The following is a 19,200-nucleotide window of genomic DNA, read 5'->3' as shown; positions in this document are numbered from 1 at the left end:
ATGCAGCGGCGGGCAACCAGGCGAACGCCATCGCCTGTGCTACGACGTACCGCGCCGAATCCCTCGCGCGTGGTGGCTGCCGCGCGCATCAAACTGCCGTCACCGTCGCTGCCGTGAGCGGCTCCGTGTCCGGCGAACCGAGCTAGACAATAGTAGACAATTTCCGGGTATCCTGGCCGCATGAAGTCGATCTCCGTCGGTGAGCTGCGCCAGAACCCCGCTCCGATGATCGCCGACCTCGAAGGCGGCGAATCATACGCACTGACCAGGCACCACCGGCGCATCGGCACCATCGTTCCGGCCGTTTCCTCGGCAAAGCTCATTCCCCGGAAATCGAGCGGGCCAGCTCGAACCAGCACCATCGCCCGACACGAACTCACCACGGCAGCAACCATCGACGAGCTGCTCGACGACGACAAGGGCCCGTGGTGAGGTATCACTTCCTCGACAGCTCGGTCGCGGTACGCATCCTGCTCGGCCATTCGCCCCCCGCAGCCCAATGGTTCGACACCACGACCGGCAACGGCGACGACCGCATTGTGTCCTCGCGCATCCTGAGGACCGAGATCACCCGCGTTCTGCGACGGGAGGGGCTGCCGGTCGTCGATCGAGACCACGTCCTGGACTTCGTCGACACGATCCCGCTCGACCACGCCGTCCTGCAGGAAGCGGAAGCGATCATTCCTCACGTCCGCACGCTCGACGCCATCCACCTGGCGTCGGCGCTTCGCTCCGGACTCGAAGACCTCGTCATCGTCACGCACGACGCCACCATGAAATCGGTGGCTGCGGCGATCGGGTTTTCCATTGCCGACCCGGTGAGATGATTTCCGCTGAACGCGGCGGGGTTCGCGCGCGGATGGCGAGCTCATCGTCGAGCGCCTCATCGAACTAGAGGGTGAGCATGCCCGTGGCGTCTCCGTCGGCCACCGCGGTGAGGAACATCTTCCAGTACTCGGGGAACTTCGAACCACAGCGCCGCGGCACCGGGTCGTCGATCACGCGTTGGCCCCAGCGCCCACGGAAACCGTCCTGCAGATCGTCCGACGGCCACCACACCTGGGTCGCGCGATCGACGAGGAAGCCGTACGTCCTCCCGTTCGACACCAGCCCCTCCTGCGACCGCCAGTCTTGGACATCAGTCCACTCGTAGGACGCCGGCAGGTTCGCGGGCTTGACGGTGCGACCCTCACCCGCCGCCGTGGGGGCCTGGTCCGGGTCCGGTGGGTCGCCAGGGGCGTCCTCGGGAAGGAAGGCGCCGCCGGCTGAGCCCACGAGTTCGATCCAGGCCGCGATGAGCCCCACACCGAAGGCATTGAGAAGACCGCCCGCCACCAACTTCGCCATGATGACCCCCACCGGGGGCGTAGGGGACGAATCCCCACCGGGCAGCGTCGGCGGCGTGTCGAAACGGCCGCACTGGCTGGGTTCCGAGTGCGGATACGGCGAGACGGCGTGTTGGCCGGGCGCGGTGTAGAGGCTGTGCGAGCCCCGCGCGACATAGAAGCGGGGGTGGTCGCCGATTACCTGCGGTTGGATCGGCGCGGCCGGTGAACCGGCCCGCCATGCCTCCACCTTCATCACCGTGCGTTCCTCGCCGTCGAACGCGTGCGGACGAGGCGTGGCCGGTCGTAGCCCGGTGTGTCCGAAGAACTTCGGCGTGAAGCTCTCCGGTGTGCCCGTCCCGTCGCCCTCGAGGAGCAGCGCGATGCACTGCCAGTCACCCGCGTGGCCACCGACCTCCTTCGCCTCGATGTTCGGGCAGGCGCCGTCGCCGACGGACTCCTCGTGCGCTGGGAAGAACAAGTAGTAACAGAGCAGCGCCGGGTTGTTGAGCCGCGCAACGATTCTGCTGAGGTTGGGAGTGGTGACCCGGGTGGCGAGTCTGGTCAAGCGGCCGGTGTCGATGAACTCGGTGTGATACCAGTACCGGCTCGGTTCAAGGTCGGTCGAGTACCGGTCGGCGATCTCGCCGCGGTCGGCGTAGACGTTGACCTTGCCGGGGAACACGCCGGTGTGGTGCACCTCGTCCTTGTCCTTCCAGCCGCCGAGGGCGAGGAACCGTTCGTCGTTGGGCCCGGCGGCGAGCAGCGTTGGGTCACCGAGATATGTTCCGCCCTCGGTGGCAAGGCCGCGGAGCTGGCCTGCCGGGACCTCGGGTTGTCGCGGAAACGGTGTGCCGGGCGGCCCGCCCCAGCGGCCGGCGCTGTCGAACGGCGCTGTCGCCGTCCACAACTGCGCGGCTTCGACGTACCGCTTGGCGTCCGAGGGGAAGAACGCCTCGTCGGGGTGGAAGAACAACACCGGCTCGAATCGCCGGGCAAGAACCTCCTTCGGATCCCCCTGGGGTGGCGGGGGTGCCGTGACGGGCGCCGCCTTGACCTCGACGACGATCGCTGCGGCGTCTTCCGTTCCAGCCCAGGACCATTCGGCGGCAGCGAGGCCGGTGGTCGCCGCCTGCGTCTGCAGTGTCGCGCCCTGCCCGAGGTTCTGGCGCGGCATCTCCTCGTGGATCTCGGAGAAGCCGGCGCCCGGTGTCACCTGCCGGGCCACGTTGTTGACGAGCTCGATCATGACGGCGCCGGCCGTCGCGTTGCGGGTGGGATCCGCCGACGGGGTGAGCGTCAGCGTCACGGTTGACCCGGGCGATGTCCCGACCTGGCTCTGCGCGATCGCGCCAGCCCCCGCGGTGCCACCGGTGTCGACGTCGGTGAACTCGACGATCGACCAGGCGCAGAGGTCTTGAAGTTGATCGCCGAAGTCGACGGTGACCGGACCCGCCGTCGGTGCGGGCCCCATCGCCCGGAAGCAGGTGAGCCGACGGTTGGCCTGCGTGCCGCCGAGAACGGTCTGAATCTGCCGCCACACCAGTCCGTTTCCGGAGAGGATGGGAGGCGACGGCGTCCCCTGGAGAGCGGGGCGGAAGCTCACCACGAAGGCCAGCACCAGGGAGTGGGGAGCGGGCGTGATGCTGGCGGTGGGGTACGACAACGCGTTGTTGATGCTGCTGCCGGAGGTGAGGGGGTTGCGGGCTACCATGCGCCGGCTCCGCCGCTGAGGAGGTCGGTGAAGGCTGGGTCGCACGTCATGGGTGGCACCAGTGACAGCAGCTGCTTCCAGCATGGATCGTTGAGCAGTTCCTGGAGCACCGGATGCTGTGTCGGGTCAACGCCTTCGGGCTGCAGAAACGCGGTGAGGCCGGCGAGTATCGGTGCGATGGCCGCGAGGTTGCCTGCCGCCCAATGTTGTTGGTAGTCCTCCGCCGCCTGCAGCCACGTCGAGCGGCTCTGCGGACTGCGGGTCAACGCGTCGGCCAGACCGCTGTGGGCGGCGTCGCCGACGAGGTCGACGATGCGCTTCGGGCAGTCGGGGTTGGCCTGCCGCAGCGTCTCGAACGCCGCGACGAGCTGCTCGAACCATTCGGCCCAGCACTCGGCGGTGGCGGGGTCCATCGGCCGGCCGATGAAGGCGCGGGCGACGCGGTCGGGGTCGAGCCGCCACACCCGGACGTCGTCGATGCGGCCCGACATGCCGGTGGTGGATGCGGCGGGGGCGGTGACGAAGTCGCCGATGGCGACGACGTCGGTGGGCTTGACCGGCCACAGCGGGCGGACGATCCGGGCGACCGGGACGCCGTCGAGATACAGCTCGACGGTCGAGACGCCGTCGTGCATGAAGCCCAGCCGGACCCATTGGCCGACCGGGACGGACATCGGCGGGCCGAGGCCGTTGAGATCCGTTGTGATGTCGGTGTATTGGTGCGGAGACTCGTCGAACCAGCAGCCGAGTGCGCCGCTACGCCGGTAGAAGTAGAACGACTTGGCGTCGATGAGCACGTCGATTCCCGCGGCGGTGTCGAACCTGCAGGTCACTTCTGCGCGCACGCCGGACAGCGGGTTCCAGCCCGCCTCCGCCGGCACGACGATCTTCGCGCCGGGGTGGAAGGAGACCGCCCCGGAACCGTACGTGCTTCCGTCGGTGTGGAAGTCGGCGTCGGCGAGATTGACGGCGGTGCCGTGGCTCCCACGGCGCGGCGAGTGGTCGAAGATCACCCCGGGTGTCCCCGTGTAGGTGTGGTGAAGGATCAGTTCCCAGGAATCAACCATGTGTGCCCGCCCCGCGCCCGCTACCGCTGGAGACGACGCTAGCGCACGGACGTCCTATGCGCAGGCCGATTTCGCAGGTCAGCTCATCGCCATCAGAGTTGCGAACGGACGAAGCGCAGGACCTCGTCGGCGGTGGCGAAGCCGCCGAGGTGACTCTCCTCTGAGCGCAGGACGAGTTCCGCATCGGGCAGCAGATCGACGGCGGCTTGCGCATCCCGCAGCGGGACGATGTGGTCGGCGTCGCCGTGCCACCAGCGCACCGGCGCAGAGACGTCGGCGAGCCGGAAGCCCCAGTCGCGTCCGAACAGCCGGGCGTCGTCGACGATGGCCTGGAAACGGCCCTTGGCGAGCAGCACGAGGTCGTCGATGAACATGCCCTCCATCTCGGGATCGTGCAGAACTCGCCGATCGCCCTCGGGAGTGGTCATGGCGTAGGCCTGGCAGGCGTAGTGCGCGATCGGGAGGACGGGGGTCAGGAGCGCCGACATCGTCCCGGCGAGGGGTCGGCGCAGCCCGCTCAGGATTGGGGCGAAGCGGCGGGCGAGGTCGACGGCTCCGGTGGCGAGGGCGTCCGGGCCGACGGTGGGAACGACACCGCCGAGCACGGCGACGGCGGCGACGCGACTGGCCAGGGGCGGCACCGCGGCGCAGGCCAGCGCGTAGGGGCCGCCGCCGGAAAGGCCGACCACCGCGAGGCGCTCGGCGCCGAGAGCGTCGGCCACATGCGTGACGTCGGTTGCCCAGTCGGCAACTGCCTCGTAGGGGTGCGGATCGGACAGACCGCTCCCGGGGCGGCCGACCAGCACGACGCGCAGGCCGAGCTTCTCGGCGGCCCGTCGACCGAGCAGTGGCAACTGGCGGCGTCCGCCTGGTGTGCCGTGGAACCACAGCACCGGGTCTCCGGAGGGGTCGCCGAATTCCGCGTAGCCGAGGCGTCGGCCTCCGGGAAGGTAGAAGCGGCCTTCAGCGCGCGGCTTGTCGACGAGCGGTACACGGTAGGGGTGCCGCATCCAACTGGTCATGGGTGTCACCTCGCAACGTGAATGTAACTGCGATGAGGGCGGAGCGTGCTCGCACTTTGTCGCCGAGGATGCAGCCTCAACGTCACGGGCGTCACGCCAGAGGTGGTGGTGGCGGCGGTGGTGGCGGAGGCGGCGGTAGCGGTGGCGGGGGTGGCGGAGCCGGCCACGGCAGCACTATCGGCGGCAGCCCCGGGATCTCGAAGACGTTGGGGGGCGGCGGGGGCGGTGCCTCCCCGGGAGGTGGCGGGGGAGGCGGCGCGCTCGGGGGAGGCGGCCGGTACACCGGCGCCGGGGCGATCCCGGTGCTGGTGTTGATCGTGATGATCGAGCCGGGGATGGTCTTACCCCTCGGACTCGTGCCCACCACGGCGCCTTTTGCGGAGGAGCTGTTCATCGCCGTCGGTTCCGCTGCAACCTGAAAACCGGCGTCCATCAACTTCTTCCGCGCCGCGTCGAACTTCAACCCGATCACACTGGGTACCTCGCTCCCGGGGCCGCCGTCGACGTAGCGCGGATCGGTGGGGGGCATGGCCACCGGGCCGAAGTCGTCGGCAATCGGCTCCATCGCCAGATACCAGGTGCGGGCCGGTTCTGTTCCGCCGTAGAGGTTTCCGTCACTGCACTGACGCAGCGGGTACGAGCACAGACCTGACGGCGTCGGGGAGTCGTTGAAGATGTAGTTCGCGGCGGCGTACTGGTTGGTGAAGCCGAGGAATGCCGACGACCGGTGTGACTCGGTGGTGCCGGTCTTGCCCGCCATCGGCAGATCCCATCCGACCGAGCCCGCGGCGCTGGTAGCGGTTCCGCCGGTGTGGTCCTTGCCGAGCGCATTGGCCATCGTGTTGGCGAGTCCCTCGGGGACGGCCTGCTCGCAGGGCGCCGTGTCGAGGGCCACCTCACCGCCGTGGCGGTCGATGACCTTGTCGATCGGGCTGGGCGGGCACCACATACCACCCGAGGCCAGCGTCGCGGCGACGTTGGTCAACTCGAGCGCGTTGAGCTCCAGTGGGCCGAGGGTGAACGATCCGAGGTTCTGCCGTTTGACCCAATCGGCGATGCTCTCGTTGGTCTCGGGGTCGTACGCGCGGGCGGTCCCCGGCTCGGCGTAGGACCGCAGCCCGAGCCGCACCGCCATGTCCATCGCGCGGGGGACACCGATCTGGGCGATCAGCTTGGCGAACGCGGTATTGGGCGATTTCGCCAGCGCATCGGTCACGTTCAACTGGCTGGCGAATCCGGAGACGTTCTTCACGCACCAGGTTTTCGGCGGGCATCCCGGTTCGGTGCTGTCGCCCAGCCCGGTACCCCGGAATGTCTGCGGCACATCCAGTTTGGCGTTGATGCCCAGCCCCATCTCCAGCGCCGCGGCCGTGGTGAAGATCTTGAAGATCGAGCCGGCGCCGTCGCCGACGAGGGAGAACGGCTGCGGCTGCACCGTCTGGCCGGCGTTGAGGTCCAGCCCGTAGGTGCGGCTGTCCGCCATCGCGAGGATGCGGTGGGCGTCCTTGCCGGGCCTGATCACGCTCATCACGCTGGCGACGCCGACGGCGGTGGGGTCGGCGACTTCGTCGACGGCGTTCTTCACGCTGTCCTGGACCTTCGGGTCGAGCGTGGTGCGGATCAGATAGCCGTTGCGTGCCACGTCCTCCTCGCTCAGACCCGCGCGGGCCAGGTACTGCATCGCGTAGGCACAGAAGAACGCGCGGTCACCGGCGGCGATGCAACCCTGCGGCAGCGGATCGGGCCGCCGCAGCACGCCCAGCGGCTGGGCCTTGGCGGCGCGGAGTTCGTCGGCCTTGTCGGGCAGGTTCTCGATCATGGTGTTGAGCACCACGTTGCGCCGTTCCAGCGCGGCATCGGGGTGGGTATACGGGTCCAGCGAGCTGGGGGAGCGCACCATCCCGGCCAACAGTGCCGCCTGCTGCCAGTTGAGCTCGCCGGCGTTGATGCCGAAGTAGGTCCTCGCGGCGTCCTGAACGCCGAACGCGCCGTTGCCGAACGACACCAGGTTCAGGTAGCGGGCCAGGATCTCCGCCTTGGGCAGCGCCGCGTCCATAGCCAGCGCCGCCCGGATCTCGCGCAGCTTGCGTGCCGGGCTGATCTCCACCGCGGCGCGCCGGTCCGCGTCGGTCTGCGCCTTGACAAGGAGGTTGAAGTTCTTGACGTACTGCTGCTCGAGCGTCGACCCGCCCCGGGTGCTCTCGGTGCCCTGCAGGTAGCCCGCCAGGCCGGTCAGGGTGCCCTGCCAGTCGACGCCGTTGTGCTCGCTGAAGCGCTTGTCCTCGATCGAGATGATCGCCAGCTTCATCGTGTTGGCGATCCGATTGCTGGGCACCACCCAGCGGCGCTGCTCGTACAGCCACGCGATGGGGTTGCCTGCTGCGTCCACCATGGTGGACACGATCGGTACCTCACCCTCGAGCAGTTGCGTGGATTCCTCAGTGGCCGAGTCGGATACGCGCAGGAGCGCCGTCCCGGCGCCGCCGACGAACGGGAACATCAGCGCGGCCGCGAGCAGCCCGGCAAGCAGGCAGGCGCCCGCCAGTCTGGCGACAGCCCCCCACGTTGCCCGACCCTGGGCGCGCATGGGGTCAGCTTAGGACGGTTCGCGGCACCTGGGAGGTGGATTGCGCGGGACTCGCAAACGCCGTGACTTCTCGCTGAGGCCGGCCGCGCTACTGAGCGCCCGCGCGGCGTTTCGCGTCTTTGTCGACCGCCGTGGCGATGTCGTGGACGAGCCGGGCGTGCCACTGCTTGTGCGCCGCCAGGTCTGCCGTGAGCGCATGACAGTCGGGACACTCCTGATGGGCCGGGCTCTGCTGGGTCTGCTCCATGGAAAGCACCTCCTCGGAACTTTGCGGCTGTGTCCACGGTGGCACGACGGAGACCCTCCGTCCAGCATGCTCGGCAACGGCGTTGAGTCCACTAGCGACCGGTGCCACAATCGAACTATGGACTCGGGCCCCATGGGCCGGAGATCGGTCGGATTTCCCTCGGGCCTCGACGCACCGACGGCGAGGTTCACCGTTCCGTGCCTCGACGCGATGCTGGGCGGAATGGAGTCATCATGATCACCCTCTACGTAGTGGCCGGCCTGGTCGCCCTGACACTGCTCTCGGTCCTCGGGACCAGCGTGCGCGTGATCCAACAGTTCGAACGCGGCGTGGTGTACCGGTTCGGGCAGGTGCGGTCCCGGGTGCGCGAGCCCGGCCTGACACTGCTGATACCGGTCGCCGATCGCCTGCAGAAAGTGAACATGCAGATCATCACGATGCCGGTGCCCGCCCAGGACGGCATCACCCGCGACAACGTCACCGTCCGGGTGGACGCGGTCATCTACTTCAAGGTGGCCGATCCGGTGCGGGCGGCCGTCGACGTCCAGGACTACATGTCGGCCATCGGGCAGGTCGCGCAGACGTCGCTGCGGTCGATCATCGGCAAGAGCAACCTCGATGACCTGCTGTCCAACCGGGAGCACCTCAACCAGGGCCTGGAGTTGATGATCGACAGCCCCGCGCTGGGCTGGGGCATTCACATCGACCGCGTCGAGATCAAGGACGTGATCCTGCCCGACTCGATGAAGCGGTCGATCGCCCGCCAGGCCGAGGCTGAGCGGGAGCGACGGGCCAGGGTCATCACCGCCGACGGCGAATTGCAGGCCTCGCAGAAGCTGGCCGCGGCGGCCGGCGTGATGTCCGAGAAACCCGCGGCACTGCAACTGCGGCTGCTGCAGACCGTCGTGGAGGTGGCCGCGGAGAAGAACTCGACGCTGGTGCTGCCGTTCCCCGTCGAACTGCTGCGCTTCCTGGAACGGTCGACGCCGCAGGGGCGCGAGGGACTCGCCGAGGATGACGAGTCGCGGTCGAACACCGACATTCAGGCTGCGCTGACGGCGTCGCTCTCGGGCATTTCATCTGCGCTGACGCAATGCGATGATGGCTCGAATATCCCCGAAAGCAAAGGAGCTTGAGATGGGGTTCGAGCGAATCGACGACCTTCTGGCCGGCGTGACCGCTGACGGGTCGCTGCATGGCGTCGCCGCGACGGTGGTCGGCCGCGACGGTGTCCTCTACCAGGGCGCAGCCGGAGATGCGAAGCCCGACACGATGTTCCGCAACGCGTCGATGACCAAGGCCGTCGCGACCACCGCGGCGCTACAGCTCGTCGAGCAGGGGCGCGTCGACCTGGACGCGACCGTCGCGTCGATCGTGCCGGAGTTCGGCGAGCTCCAGGTGCTTGACCACTTCGAAGGCCGTGAGCCGGTCCTGCGGGCGCCCAAGACGCAGGCGACCGTCCGGCATCTGATGAACCACACGGCCGGCTGCGGTTACCACTTCCTCAACGAGAAGCTCTTCGCATACTGCACCGGGCAGAACTTTCCCAACCCGCTCGAGGGCATCAAGGAGAGCATCAGCGCGCCGCTGGTCCACGATCCCGGCACGGTGTGGGAGTACGGCGTCAGCACCGACTGGGTCGGCATGGTCGTCGAGGCTGCCAGCGGCCAGACGCTGGCCGACTACCTCGCCGAGCATGTCTACGGCCCGCTCGGCATGACGGACTCGACGTTCGACCCGACCGACGAGCAGCGCGCGCGCTTGCTGCCGGTCCGCTTCCGGGCGCCGGACGGCAGTCTGATGGCCACCGACCTCGACCTGCCGGCGCAGCCGGAGTGGGACGCCGCCGGCCACGGGTCCTACGGGACGATCGCCGACTACGGGCGTTTCGTGCGCGCCTGGCTCAACGGCGGCCAGCTCGACGGCGCGCGCATCCTCAAAGAGGAGACCGTCGAGCTCGCGTTGCGGGACCACCTCGACGGGGCGCCGCTGCCGAAGCAGATGGAGCCGACGATCCCCGAGCTGGCCAGGCCGGTCGAGCTGCTCGACGTCCCCCAGGGGTGGGGCCTGGGGTTTCACCTTTACCTGGTCGACCTGCCCGGCATGCGCAGCGCCGGCTCGGCGGACTGGTCGGGGCTGTTCAACAGCTTCTTCTGGATCGACCGCACGGCGGGGATCGGCGCCGTGATCGCGACGCAGCTTCTGCCGTTCTTCGACGACAAGATGGTCGAGACGATCCTCGGCTTCGAGGCTGCGGTCTACGCGGAGCTCGGCGCCGCGGTCTGAGTCCTGTCGGTGCTGCTTTGAGTTCGGGCTTGTCAGTAGTGGTATCGGGCCTTCAAAATCTTGACTTCGTTGTCGTCTGCTCGGTAGACGAGCCGGTGTTCGTCGTCGATTCGCCGAGACCAATATCCGGACAGTTCGCCCTTGAGCGGTTCCGGTTTGCCGATCCCTCCGAACGGATCGCGCTGGATCTCTCCGATCAGTCTCGTGATCCGTCGAGCCGTCTTGCGGTCGGAGGCCAACCAAAACAGGAAGTCTTCCCAGGCATCTGGGTCGAAGTTGATGTGTCTCACTCCTCGCCGCCGGCCATCTCCTTAAGTTCGTCGATCGACTTGGTGACGTGCGGGGTTGCGTGCTGGGCGGCCTTGTCGCGCGCGACGGCCTCCATGAGTCGGCGGGCATTCTCGGGCGAGCGCAGTAGGTAGACCGTTTCCTGCCACGAGTCGTAGTCGTCGGCGGACATGAGCACCGCATCTCCTGCCCTGGAAGTGATGCGTACCGGCTCATGGTCGGTGTTGACTTGTTCGAGAAGTGGGAAGAGGCGCTGCCGAGCCTCACTGGCGCTGATGCTCACGTGGGAACCACCCTTTCTCGTACAGGAAAGTCGTATCACAATGGTACGGTAGGTCCGTACGATGCTGGTCGGTCATGACACGGGCCATTGCTCGACCGCCGCTACGACCGCCGGGCAGCAGCATGACGGCCCCACTGTTACGCCGGCTTGCCTCCGACGACCACGCCGATCGACGGTGCGGGATCATTTCTTGAGTCCTGGGATGTCATAGAGCAGGCGAAGCACCTGCATCGCAGCGCGAAGACAAGTGTCTGGATTCAAGATTTCTATATATAATCTCGACATGGCGCTCAGTATCAAGGACCCCGAGGCGGACAGACTCGCCCGGGAACTGGCTGCTCGGACGGGAGAGAGTCTGACCGAAGCAGTCTTGGTCGCATTGCGCGAGCGGCTGGCCCGTGAGACGGGGCGCACGAGAAGTATTCCGCTGCGCGAGGAGCTGGCTGCGATCCGTCGTCGATGCGCAGCCTTGCCGGTCGTCGACAACCGATCCGCCGATGAGATCCTCGGCTACGACGACCGCGGTCTGCCCGCGTAATGGTCATCGACACGTCGGCTCTGGTAGCCATGCTGAGCGACGAACCGGAGGCCGACGTGTTCGAGGCCGCTGTCGAAGCGGACGGCACGCGGTTGATGTCGACGGCATCGTATGTGGAGACGGCGATCGTGATCGAAGCACGATTCGGCGAGCCTGGTGGGCGTGAGCTGGACCTTTGGCTTCATCGGGCTGCAGTCGATCTGGTGGCCGTCGACGCCGACCAAGCCGACGTCGCTCGGATCGCTTACCGTACATACGGCAAAGGGCGGCACCGCGCAGCCCTCAACTACGGCGATTGCTTCTCCTATGCCCTGGCCAAGGTCAGCAACCAGCCTCTGCTGTTCAAAGGCGACGATTTCGCGCAGACCGATATCGGCGGGTCCTGAAGGGACGACTCGGGGGGCCGACTAACTCGAGCAAGGGATGATCCGTTTACGCGGATCGGCGCTCAAGTCGACCAGAGCCACCCGTGCCAAGGCCGACGACGAACGCAAGCGCTCGCTCGCGCGGCTCGCTGAATCGGCCGACGAACGTGCCCAGCACGCCACCAAGCTGCTCAAGAAGAAAGGCGTCGGCCTCGACGACCTCCTGGCGCGTGGATGCCCGTCGGCCCGGGCTCGACGGGCGGGCCACCCACGGTCCGCTTCGCCGTGAACTGCACCGGCTTCAGCGCCGCTACTGGTCGGTCACTGCACACCGGTGATTCGCGTAGATCTCGGCCAGAAATTGCTCGGCGGCGACAGCCGTGTGTGCGGCGCGCGCCGAGCCGAGCATGTCGAATGCGTGCTGGGCGAACGGCAATTCGGCGTACACGACCGGCTGGGTGCTGACGTCCCGCAGCTTCGCGACGAATGCCCGAGCCTGTTCGACGGGAACCAGCGAGTCGTTGGTCCCGTGCAGGACGAAGAACGGCGGGGCGTCCGCGGCGACATGGTTCACCGGCGACGCGTCGACATACGTCTCGAAGCTCGTTTTGTGCGGTTGTTTGATGACCATCTGCTCAAGCAGCTCCGGCATCGACGGATGCATCGCGTCCTCGAAGCGGGTGAAGTCGTAGACGCCGTAGAACGGGACCGCCGCCTGGACGCCGGTGTCGACGTCTTCGAAGCCCGGCTGATATCGCGGGTCATTGGGTGTCAGCGCAGCCAGCGATGAGAGATGGCCACCGGCCGAGCCGCCGGTGATGGCGATGAAGTCGGGGTCGCCGCCGTATTCGGCGATATGAGTCTTGACCCACGCCAGCGCGCGCTTGACGTCGACGATGTGGTCGGGCCACGTGTTGCGCGGGCTGTGCCGATAGTTGACCGCCACGCAGATCCAGCCGAGTTCGGCGAGATGGCTCATCAATGGATGTGCTTGTCCACGCTTGTTGCCTGTGATCCAGGCGCCGCCGGGGATCTGGAACAGTACCGGTGCTTTCCCGGCCCGGTCGAGGTCGGGACGCCGCCAGAGGTCGAGATGATTGGCACTGCCGTACTCGCCGTAGCTGATGTCGGCGTCGTGGGTGTAGTCGCGGTAGATCCGCAACATCCGCAGCGCACCCGAGCTCTTGGCGGTGCCGGCACCGACTGGCCGGCGCCACAGGCCCGTTGAGTCCGTGCGGCGGCCGGTGCCCAGGCCGCTGTCCAACGCTGCGCGCAGCGGGACAGCGGCCTTGTGACCCGCGCGGTTGAAGTTCAGCAGACCCGCCGCCGAAATGCCGGCCACCACCCAGGCGATCGCGCGCACCGGGCGGGTCAGGTGGCGAGTGGTCAACGCCAGCCCGCCGAGCTGGCTCACAAGCGTCTGCAGCGGGAACTCGCTCACCACCAAACCGAACCCGAACGACAGGATCGACGGGTAGCCCTTGCGTGCCAACGGCCGGTAGCCGTTCAGTGTCGACGCGGCGGTCACCGCCGTGACAGCCGACGACCCGATCTGCCGACCGATGTGAACGATTCGATCCGTGCGCATTCGGCCACCCTAGGGTGCGGTGCAGTCATGACACGGGCCATTCGTGCACCGGTGCGCCGGTGTGCGCGTGCTCGACATACCGCCGCGTCATTTCGTGCAGTGCCGCGATGCGATCAAGCCCGCGCTCCTGAAGACGGCGCACGGTCTCGACCTGCCAGGCGGCACCGGTACGGCCGCTTCGCACCCGCGCTTCGATGACGCCGAGGTACCGATCGCGGTCGTCGGGATCAACCCCCCACGCATCGAGCCCCGCCGCGGCGGCCGGCAGCAGGATCTCACAGGTGAGCCGATCGACCGGATAGTCGACGCCGCGCCAAGACAATTCGGCCGCCAGACCTTCGCGCGCCGCACGGTGCAGGTCCCGCTCGGCCACCGCGAACGGCATCTGCTCCCACCGGGCGGGATCGCCGGCATGATCGTCGGCGACCGCGCGGACCAGGCCGTAGTAGTACGCGGCGTTGGCGATCATGTCGACGGCGGTCGGTCCGCTGGGCAGCACCCGGTTTTCGATGCGCAGCTGCGGGCGTCCGGCCTGGACGTCGTAGACGGGACGGTTCCAACGCCACACCGTGCCGTTGTGCAGCCGGAGCTCGCGCAGGCCCGGAACACACCCCGCATCGACGGCGACGTCGGGATCCTCGGCCTCCAGCGTGGGAATCAGCGGAGGGAAGTCCCGGACGGTTTCGTCGAACAACTCCACGGGATCGTCGATCCACCGGTCGCCGAGGCGAACCCGCGCCGGAGCACCTCTTCGGAGCTCCTTGGGGCGGCGGGTGTCAAGAAGCTGCTCCAGCAACGGAATTCGGGTCTCCTGCCAGACCTGGTTACCGAGCAGGTAGGGCGCGTTCGCAGCCACCGCCAGCTGGGCGCCGGCGATCGACTGGGCGGCGTTGTAGTAGGCGGCGAACCGGTCCGGCGGCACCCGCAGGTGCAGCTGCAGACTGGTGGTGGCGGCGTCGGGGGCGACCGAGTCGGTGCTGAACTCCACCGGCTCGCACCCGTCGACGATGCGCACCGAGAACGGGCGGTGGCGAGCAGCGCGCACGCGCCGTGCCAGCAGCTCATAGCGCGGGCTGTGCGAGATGTGCTCTGCGGTCAGCTGCTCGGCGCTCAGGGTGGGCAGCATGCCGACCGCGACCAGCCGGACCCCGAGCACTTCGATCGCCGCCCGGCACCGGTCGAACACGCCGGCGAGGTCGGATTCACACTCGCGCAGGACGCGGCCCCGGAGCCGGCGGGGCGCCAGATTCAGCTCGACGTTGAACTGGCCGAGCTCATGCTGCATGTCGGCGCGGCCCAGCCGTGCCAGGACCGCGTCATTGATCAGCCGCGGCCGGCCCAACGGGTCGACGAGATCGAACTCCACTTCCATGCCGACGGTGTCGTCGTGGTCGTCGAACCAGCCCCCGTCGACCATGCGCCGCAGAGCGGCGACACACCGCTCCAGCCTGAGCTGCACCGCGTGGCCGTCGCCACCCACCAGGGCGGACGGTTCGACACGCTCACCCATGACGCACCTCCTCGCGGCGCTCGTGGATCCCATTCTTACCTGCGGGATAGGAAAGTCTTCCCATTCCGGCACGGGACTCTGGCTTGCCGGCGATTACGGCTGGGGGCTCTGAGTAGCAGTGTTCCTCTCAACAACAAAACCACCCAGCACCAATCGAGAGGCAAACATCATGACCGCATCGACCCCCAAGCTGTCCGGCCTCAAGTACGCAGCAACCCTCCTCGGCGCCTTCGCCGTCCTCGCCGTTGCCCCGGCCACCGCCTTCGCGGTCGACAACGAGCCCGCGCCCGCCGGTAGCTGCGCCTACACCGACGCGGACGGCTACCCGATCCCGATCGACGACGGCCAGGACGTCTTCGTCGACGGCAAGATCGTCAGCTGCCGCGGCGGCACGATCACGATCACGACAGCGCCCAGCCGCGGCGGCATCTTCCAATCGCCGGTGATCAAGGGCGGTGGCATCTTCCAGCCGGCGGAACCCAAAGGCGACGACGTCGTCCAGCCGCCGGTGGTCAACCGCGCCCCCGTCCTCGATCGCGCCCCGGTCCTCGCCCAGCCCTGACCGCCACCCCCCGCTCGGCCCGTCACCCGAACCGGTGACGGGCCGAGCCCCGCCGCGCACTCGGCCGTCGAACGCCGCGTTCGCAGGCCACGAACCTCGGCGCTACGCCACAATGCCTGCATAGGAGGTGCGCATGTCTTCCCACCTGGAAGTCTTCAAGCCGGCCGGCCGGGAGCTCGTCCCACTGGGCGGCGAGCGCGTGACCCTCGGCAAGGCCTCGGGCAACGACATCGCGCTCGAGCACGACGAAACCGTCTCGCGGTTGCACGCCGTCTTCGAAAACCTCGGGGCCGCATGGTCGATCCGCGACATGGGCAGCCGCAACGGCACCTACCTCAACGGCGAAAAGATCACCGCCGAACGCGTCCTGCACTCCGGCGACGAGGTGCGCGTCGGCAAGTCGCGGTTGATCTTCTGGATGGTCCACGACCCCGCCGACGGCCGCCGCGACGAGCAGACCGTCTCTGCCCAGCCCCTCGAGGCGCCGCCGCGGCTGACCCGCCGCGAAGACGATGTGCTCGTGGCGTTGTGCCGGCCGTTGGTCTCCGACGACCCGTTCCCCGAACCCGCGTCGGTCAAGGCGATGGCCGGCGAGCTCTTCGTCACCGAGGCCGCCGTCAAACAGCACCTGCAGAACCTGTACGACAAGTTCGCCATCCCCACCGAGGGCGACCGGCGCGTCCGGCTGGCCAACGAGGCACTGCGCCGCGGCGCGGTCACCCTCGCCCAGTTGCGCGACAGCGCTACGTGAAGTCCAGCGCCTCGACCGTCGCCACCGGCCCTTCGTGGGTCGGCCGGTCGGCGCCCCCGATGCGGTAGACGGTGGAGCCGACCACCGCGACCGCTTGGCCGTGCACCGGCGTGTTGATCGGCGCCTGCGTGCTCCACTTGCGGTTGGCGATGTCGTACATTTCGACGGTGGCCAGCACGCGGGTCGGCTCCTCGCCGCCGACCACCACGATGCGGCCGTCGACGAACGCCGCACCGTAGCTGCCGCGGGGAGACGGCATGTCGGGCAACTTCTCCCAATTGTCGGACGCTGGGTCGAACCGCTCGAATGCCGCCGAGTTCTCGTCGGCGCTGAGCAGCCGGCCGCCGACCGTGTAGACGTACACGCCGTCGGACACCGCCGCGAGATGCTCACGGGGAGTGGGCATATCGGCCGCCTGCGTCCACGACTGGCCGTCGAAGACCTCAGTCTGGGGCACGATCTGTTTGTCGTTCTGCCCGCCGACCACGACGAGCTCGTCGTCGACCACCGCCGCCGCCGGCGCCGCCCGCGCGTGCTGCAGGCTCGGCAACTCGACCCACGTGTCGCCACGGAGCGCGAACACCTTGTCCGACGCCTGCGTGATGGTGTCGGTGGCGCCGCCGATCACCACGACCTCGCCGCGGTAGGTCGCCGCCGCGGCATGGTTCAGCGGGATCGGCAGCGACGGCTGCGGTTGCCACTGTTGGGTTCGGGGGTCGTACGTCTCGACGGTCTGCAGCGTCTCGCCCTCGCGGATTCCGCCGATGAGCCAGATCTTGTCGTCGAGCACGGTGTACGCCATCATCAGCCGGGCGGTCGGCGCGTCGGGCAGCGAGCGCCACCGCGCCGCGGGTTGCGGCGTGCGCGGCGCCAGCTTCAGCGCTTCCGCCGACGACGTGGCCTGGCCGTCGCCGGCGCCGGTGGACCCGCCGATCGCGTACACCGTCTTGCCGACGGCCGCCACGGCCACACCGTGACGTGCGGTGCCCATGTCCGGCAGGTCGGACCACGTCGAGGTCGTCAGATCGAGCGCGGTCACAGTCCCGAGGGGCCGCCCCCCGGCGGTGCCGCCGACCGCCACCAATCGGGCGTCGGTGACCGCGACGCCGAAGTCGCTGCGTGGCTCCGGAAGCGCGGGCATGGTCGTCCAGGTGTCGGCGGCCGGGTCGTACGCCTCGACCGTCGCCAGGTCCGCCGTCCCGTTCGTGCCGCCGATCGCGTAGACCAGCTTGCCGTCAGACGCCGCGGCCAGCAGCTGCCGCGGCGTCGGCATCGGCGCGCCCGGCTTCCACCCGGTGCCGTCGTACACCTCGGTGGTGCCCAGCACCCTGCCGTCGGCATCCACGCCGCCGGTGACGACGATGCGGTCACCCACCACGGCGGCCGCCGCCGCCGCGCGTGGCTGCAGCAGCGGCGGCAACTCCATCCAGCGGCTGTTGACCACCCGCCACACCCGATCGGTGGCGACCTTCGGGTTGGCGCCCTCGGTGCGCCAGCCACCCAGTACGACCGGGGTGTCCTGCCAGGTCACCGACATCGCGCGCTGCACCGGAACCGGCAGGGCCTCGCCGCCCTTCCAGCTGTCGATCGCGGGGTCGTACCCCTCGTGGGTGCCGCTGACCCGGTCGTCGGCGTCCATACCGCCGAACATCCAGATGGTGCCGTCGGCCTGCGTGGCCGCCGCCCCGGCGAGGGCCGTGCGGGCGTCGGCGATCGCCCGCCACCCCGGCTGCGCTTCGGCGGCCGGCTGCGCAGCCGGCGTCGGGTCGCCACCACCGCCGGTGTCCCTCGACGACGCGACGATCACGACGGCGCCGATCACCAGCAGCACCACGGCCGCCGCGGCGGCGAGCGCGATCAGTGTCTTCTTGCGGTCCTTCGGCGGCGCGACGGGCGGCGGGGGAGGAGGGCTCCACGGTGTGTTCGACGGGCTGCGGGCGAACATGTCGGGTGGGGGCGGGGCCGGCGGCGGTGCCGGTGGCACGTTGACCGGGATGGGTGGCGCGGCAGACGGGTAGGACGGTTCCGACAGCGGAATCGCCTGTGTGCCCTCGGGTTGCTCGGGAGGAGGGGACGCTTCGCTGATCGCCATCGCGTCCGCGGTCAACCCGTTGTGCCGCTGGGCTTCCTGCAGGGCGCGACCGAATTCGGCCGCCGAGTCGAACCGCTCGGCCGGATCGAGCGCCATCGCCTTCTCGATCGCCGAGCACACATCGGAGGGGATGCCGAGGTGACGCAGATCCGGTACCGGCTGCGAGGTGATCCGCAGGTAGTGCGCGATCAGCTCCTCGTCGGTGTTGCGCTCGTGCGCGGCCTTGCCGGCGATCAACGCGTACATCGTGGCGCCCAGCGAGTAGACGTCTGCCACGACCGTCGGTGGCTTACCGGTGAGCACCTCGGGTGCGGTGTAGGACAGTGTGCCGGTGAAGAACCCGGTGACCGTCTTGTACCCGCCGACGATGCGGGCGGTGCCGAAGTCGCTCAGCTGCGGATCGCCGTAGTCGTTGACAAGCACATTGGCGGGCTTGATATCGCGATGCAAAGTGCCTGTCCGGTGCGCGGTTTCGAGCGCCCCGCACAGTTTCACGCCGATGCGCAGCACGTCCGGCCACGGGATCCGGCCCTGCCGCCGCACCTGGTCGGCGAGCGAACCCCTTGCGTGATAGGGCATCACGATGAAGGGCCGGTCCCGTTCGGTCATGCCGACCTGCAGGATGTTCACGATGTTCGGGTGGCCCGATAGTCCGCCCATCGCGTAGCCCTCGCGCAGGAATCGTTCCTGGTCGTCCTGGTCGAGATTGGATGCGAGGACCTTGATGGCGACGGTGCGCCCGAGTGACTGCTGGTGGCAGCGGTAGACGACGCCGCCACCGCCCCTGCCCACCTCGACGGCGTCGACGAATCCGGCGGATGCCAGCTCGTACGCTATTTCGCCCGCCATCGCCCTACGTCCTCCGGTGAAGTGCGAGTATTGGGCTAAAGGTACCGCTCAGCGGCTGTGTTTGCGCAGGCTTTGACGGTTGCGTACCGGGCGTGACCGAGCGCAGGGCACTCGCGTCACACTGTC

General features: G+C 68.5%; 18 protein-coding genes and 1 pseudogene. 9 read left to right on the top strand and 10 right to left on the bottom strand.

Translation table 11 applies throughout. The features are described from left to right. Positions 1-180: 180 nt before the first annotated feature. Positions 181-336, top strand: a pseudogene (locus H7I57_RS28710) (type II toxin-antitoxin system Phd/YefM family antitoxin); the annotation flags it as partial. Positions 337-428: 92 nt separating this feature from the next. Then, positions 429-827 carry a type II toxin-antitoxin system VapC family toxin gene (locus tag H7I57_RS28705; protein WP_264027884.1) on the top strand — a complete coding sequence of 133 codons (399 nt, stop codon included), beginning with the start codon at positions 429-431 and terminating at the stop codon, positions 825-827. 64 nt (positions 828-891) lie between these two features. Here the strand turns inward: H7I57_RS28705 and H7I57_RS28700 are convergent, their stop codons facing one another. From H7I57_RS28700 to H7I57_RS28680, 5 genes are all read right to left on the bottom strand, one after another. Next, positions 892-3,039 carry a hypothetical protein gene (locus H7I57_RS28700; protein WP_264027883.1) on the bottom strand — a complete coding sequence of 716 codons (2,148 nt, stop codon included), beginning with the start codon at positions 3,037-3,039 and terminating at the stop codon, positions 892-894. Then, positions 3,033-4,106, bottom strand: coding sequence for a LamG-like jellyroll fold domain-containing protein (locus tag H7I57_RS28695; RefSeq protein WP_264027881.1), 1,074 nt, complete (start codon positions 4,104-4,106; stop codon positions 3,033-3,035). The genes H7I57_RS28700 and H7I57_RS28695 overlap by 7 nt, the downstream gene beginning before the upstream one ends. A gap of 92 nt (positions 4,107-4,198) precedes the next feature. Beyond that, entirely contained in the window at positions 4,199-5,128 is a 930-nt protein-coding gene (locus H7I57_RS28690; protein WP_264027880.1) for an alpha/beta fold hydrolase, read from the bottom strand. A 91-nt stretch (positions 5,129-5,219) separates the two neighbouring features. Beyond that, positions 5,220-7,715, bottom strand: coding sequence for a transglycosylase/D,D-transpeptidase PonA2 (ponA2, locus tag H7I57_RS28685; RefSeq protein ID WP_264027879.1), 2,496 nt, complete (start codon positions 7,713-7,715; stop codon positions 5,220-5,222). 88 nt (positions 7,716-7,803) lie between these two features. Further along, positions 7,804-7,962, bottom strand: a complete 159-nt coding sequence (locus tag H7I57_RS28680; protein ID WP_264027878.1) for a hypothetical protein — start codon at positions 7,960-7,962, stop codon at positions 7,804-7,806. A gap of 233 nt (positions 7,963-8,195) precedes the next feature. Between H7I57_RS28680 and H7I57_RS28675 the strand changes: the two genes are divergently transcribed. Next, a complete protein-coding gene (locus tag H7I57_RS28675) occupies positions 8,196-9,098 on the top strand; it encodes an SPFH domain-containing protein (RefSeq protein WP_264027876.1) in 903 nt (300 codons plus the stop codon). Position 9,099: 1 nt separating this feature from the next. Continuing rightward, positions 9,100-10,248 carry a serine hydrolase domain-containing protein gene (locus H7I57_RS28670; protein ID WP_264027875.1) on the top strand — a complete coding sequence of 383 codons (1,149 nt, stop codon included), beginning with the start codon at positions 9,100-9,102 and terminating at the stop codon, positions 10,246-10,248. 32 nt (positions 10,249-10,280) lie between these two features. Here H7I57_RS28670 and H7I57_RS28665 read toward each other — a convergent pair whose 3' ends face one another. Together H7I57_RS28665 and H7I57_RS28660 are read right to left on the bottom strand one after the other, a co-directional pair. Continuing rightward, positions 10,281-10,538, bottom strand: coding sequence for a Txe/YoeB family addiction module toxin (locus tag H7I57_RS28665; RefSeq protein WP_264027874.1), 258 nt, complete (start codon positions 10,536-10,538; stop codon positions 10,281-10,283). Beyond that, a complete protein-coding gene (locus H7I57_RS28660; protein ID WP_264027873.1) occupies positions 10,535-10,819 on the bottom strand; it encodes a type II toxin-antitoxin system Phd/YefM family antitoxin in 285 nt (94 codons plus the stop codon). The genes H7I57_RS28665 and H7I57_RS28660 overlap by 4 nt, the downstream gene beginning before the upstream one ends. A 283-nt stretch (positions 10,820-11,102) precedes the next feature. Between H7I57_RS28660 and H7I57_RS28655 the strand changes: the two genes are divergently transcribed. The 3 genes from H7I57_RS28655 to H7I57_RS28645 are packed head-to-tail and all read left to right on the top strand — an operon-like array spanning position 11,103 to position 12,011. Then, the gene (locus H7I57_RS28655; RefSeq protein ID WP_264027872.1) at positions 11,103-11,357 is read left to right on the top strand and encodes a type II toxin-antitoxin system VapB family antitoxin; all 255 of its coding nucleotides are present in this window, start codon (positions 11,103-11,105) and stop codon (positions 11,355-11,357) included. Next, positions 11,357-11,743, top strand: coding sequence for a type II toxin-antitoxin system VapC family toxin (locus H7I57_RS28650; RefSeq protein ID WP_264027871.1), 387 nt, complete (start codon positions 11,357-11,359; stop codon positions 11,741-11,743). Before H7I57_RS28655 ends, H7I57_RS28650 begins: the two co-directional genes overlap by 1 nt. A 37-nt stretch (positions 11,744-11,780) precedes the next feature. Beyond that, the gene (locus tag H7I57_RS28645) at positions 11,781-12,011 is read left to right on the top strand and encodes a hypothetical protein (RefSeq protein WP_264027870.1); all 231 of its coding nucleotides are present in this window, start codon (positions 11,781-11,783) and stop codon (positions 12,009-12,011) included. A gap of 21 nt (positions 12,012-12,032) precedes the next feature. On the opposite strand, the gene H7I57_RS28640 is transcribed toward H7I57_RS28645, so the two are convergent. After that, positions 12,033-13,310, bottom strand: a complete 1,278-nt coding sequence (locus tag H7I57_RS28640) for an alpha/beta hydrolase (protein ID WP_264027868.1) — start codon at positions 13,308-13,310, stop codon at positions 12,033-12,035. 25 nt (positions 13,311-13,335) lie between these two features. After that, complete coding sequence (locus H7I57_RS28635; protein ID WP_264027865.1) at positions 13,336-14,820, bottom strand: glutamate-cysteine ligase family protein; 1,485 nt, start codon at positions 14,818-14,820, stop codon at positions 13,336-13,338. A gap of 169 nt (positions 14,821-14,989) precedes the next feature. On the opposite strand from H7I57_RS28635, the gene H7I57_RS28630 reads away from it, so the two are divergent. Next, on the top strand, positions 14,990-15,382 hold the full coding sequence (locus H7I57_RS28630) for a hypothetical protein (RefSeq protein WP_264027861.1): 393 nt from the start codon (positions 14,990-14,992) through the stop codon (positions 15,380-15,382). Positions 15,383-15,515: 133 nt separating this feature from the next. Continuing rightward, positions 15,516-16,133 carry an FHA domain-containing protein gene (locus H7I57_RS28625; RefSeq protein ID WP_264027859.1) on the top strand — a complete coding sequence of 206 codons (618 nt, stop codon included), beginning with the start codon at positions 15,516-15,518 and terminating at the stop codon, positions 16,131-16,133. Here H7I57_RS28625 and H7I57_RS28620 read toward each other — a convergent pair. Further along, a complete protein-coding gene (locus H7I57_RS28620; protein ID WP_264027856.1) occupies positions 16,126-19,074 on the bottom strand; it encodes a Kelch repeat-containing protein in 2,949 nt (982 codons plus the stop codon). The two genes, H7I57_RS28625 and H7I57_RS28620, sit on opposite strands and share 8 nt — an antisense overlap. Between the last annotated feature and the right edge of the window lie 126 nt (positions 19,075-19,200).

Origin of the sequence: Mycolicibacterium pyrenivorans (genome assembly GCF_025821625.1) — a bacterium.
Classification (GTDB): domain Bacteria; phylum Actinomycetota; class Actinomycetes; order Mycobacteriales; family Mycobacteriaceae; genus Mycobacterium; species Mycobacterium pyrenivorans.
Note: the sequence above shows the minus strand (reverse complement) of the source record. Positions and strands in the feature narration are given on the sequence as shown.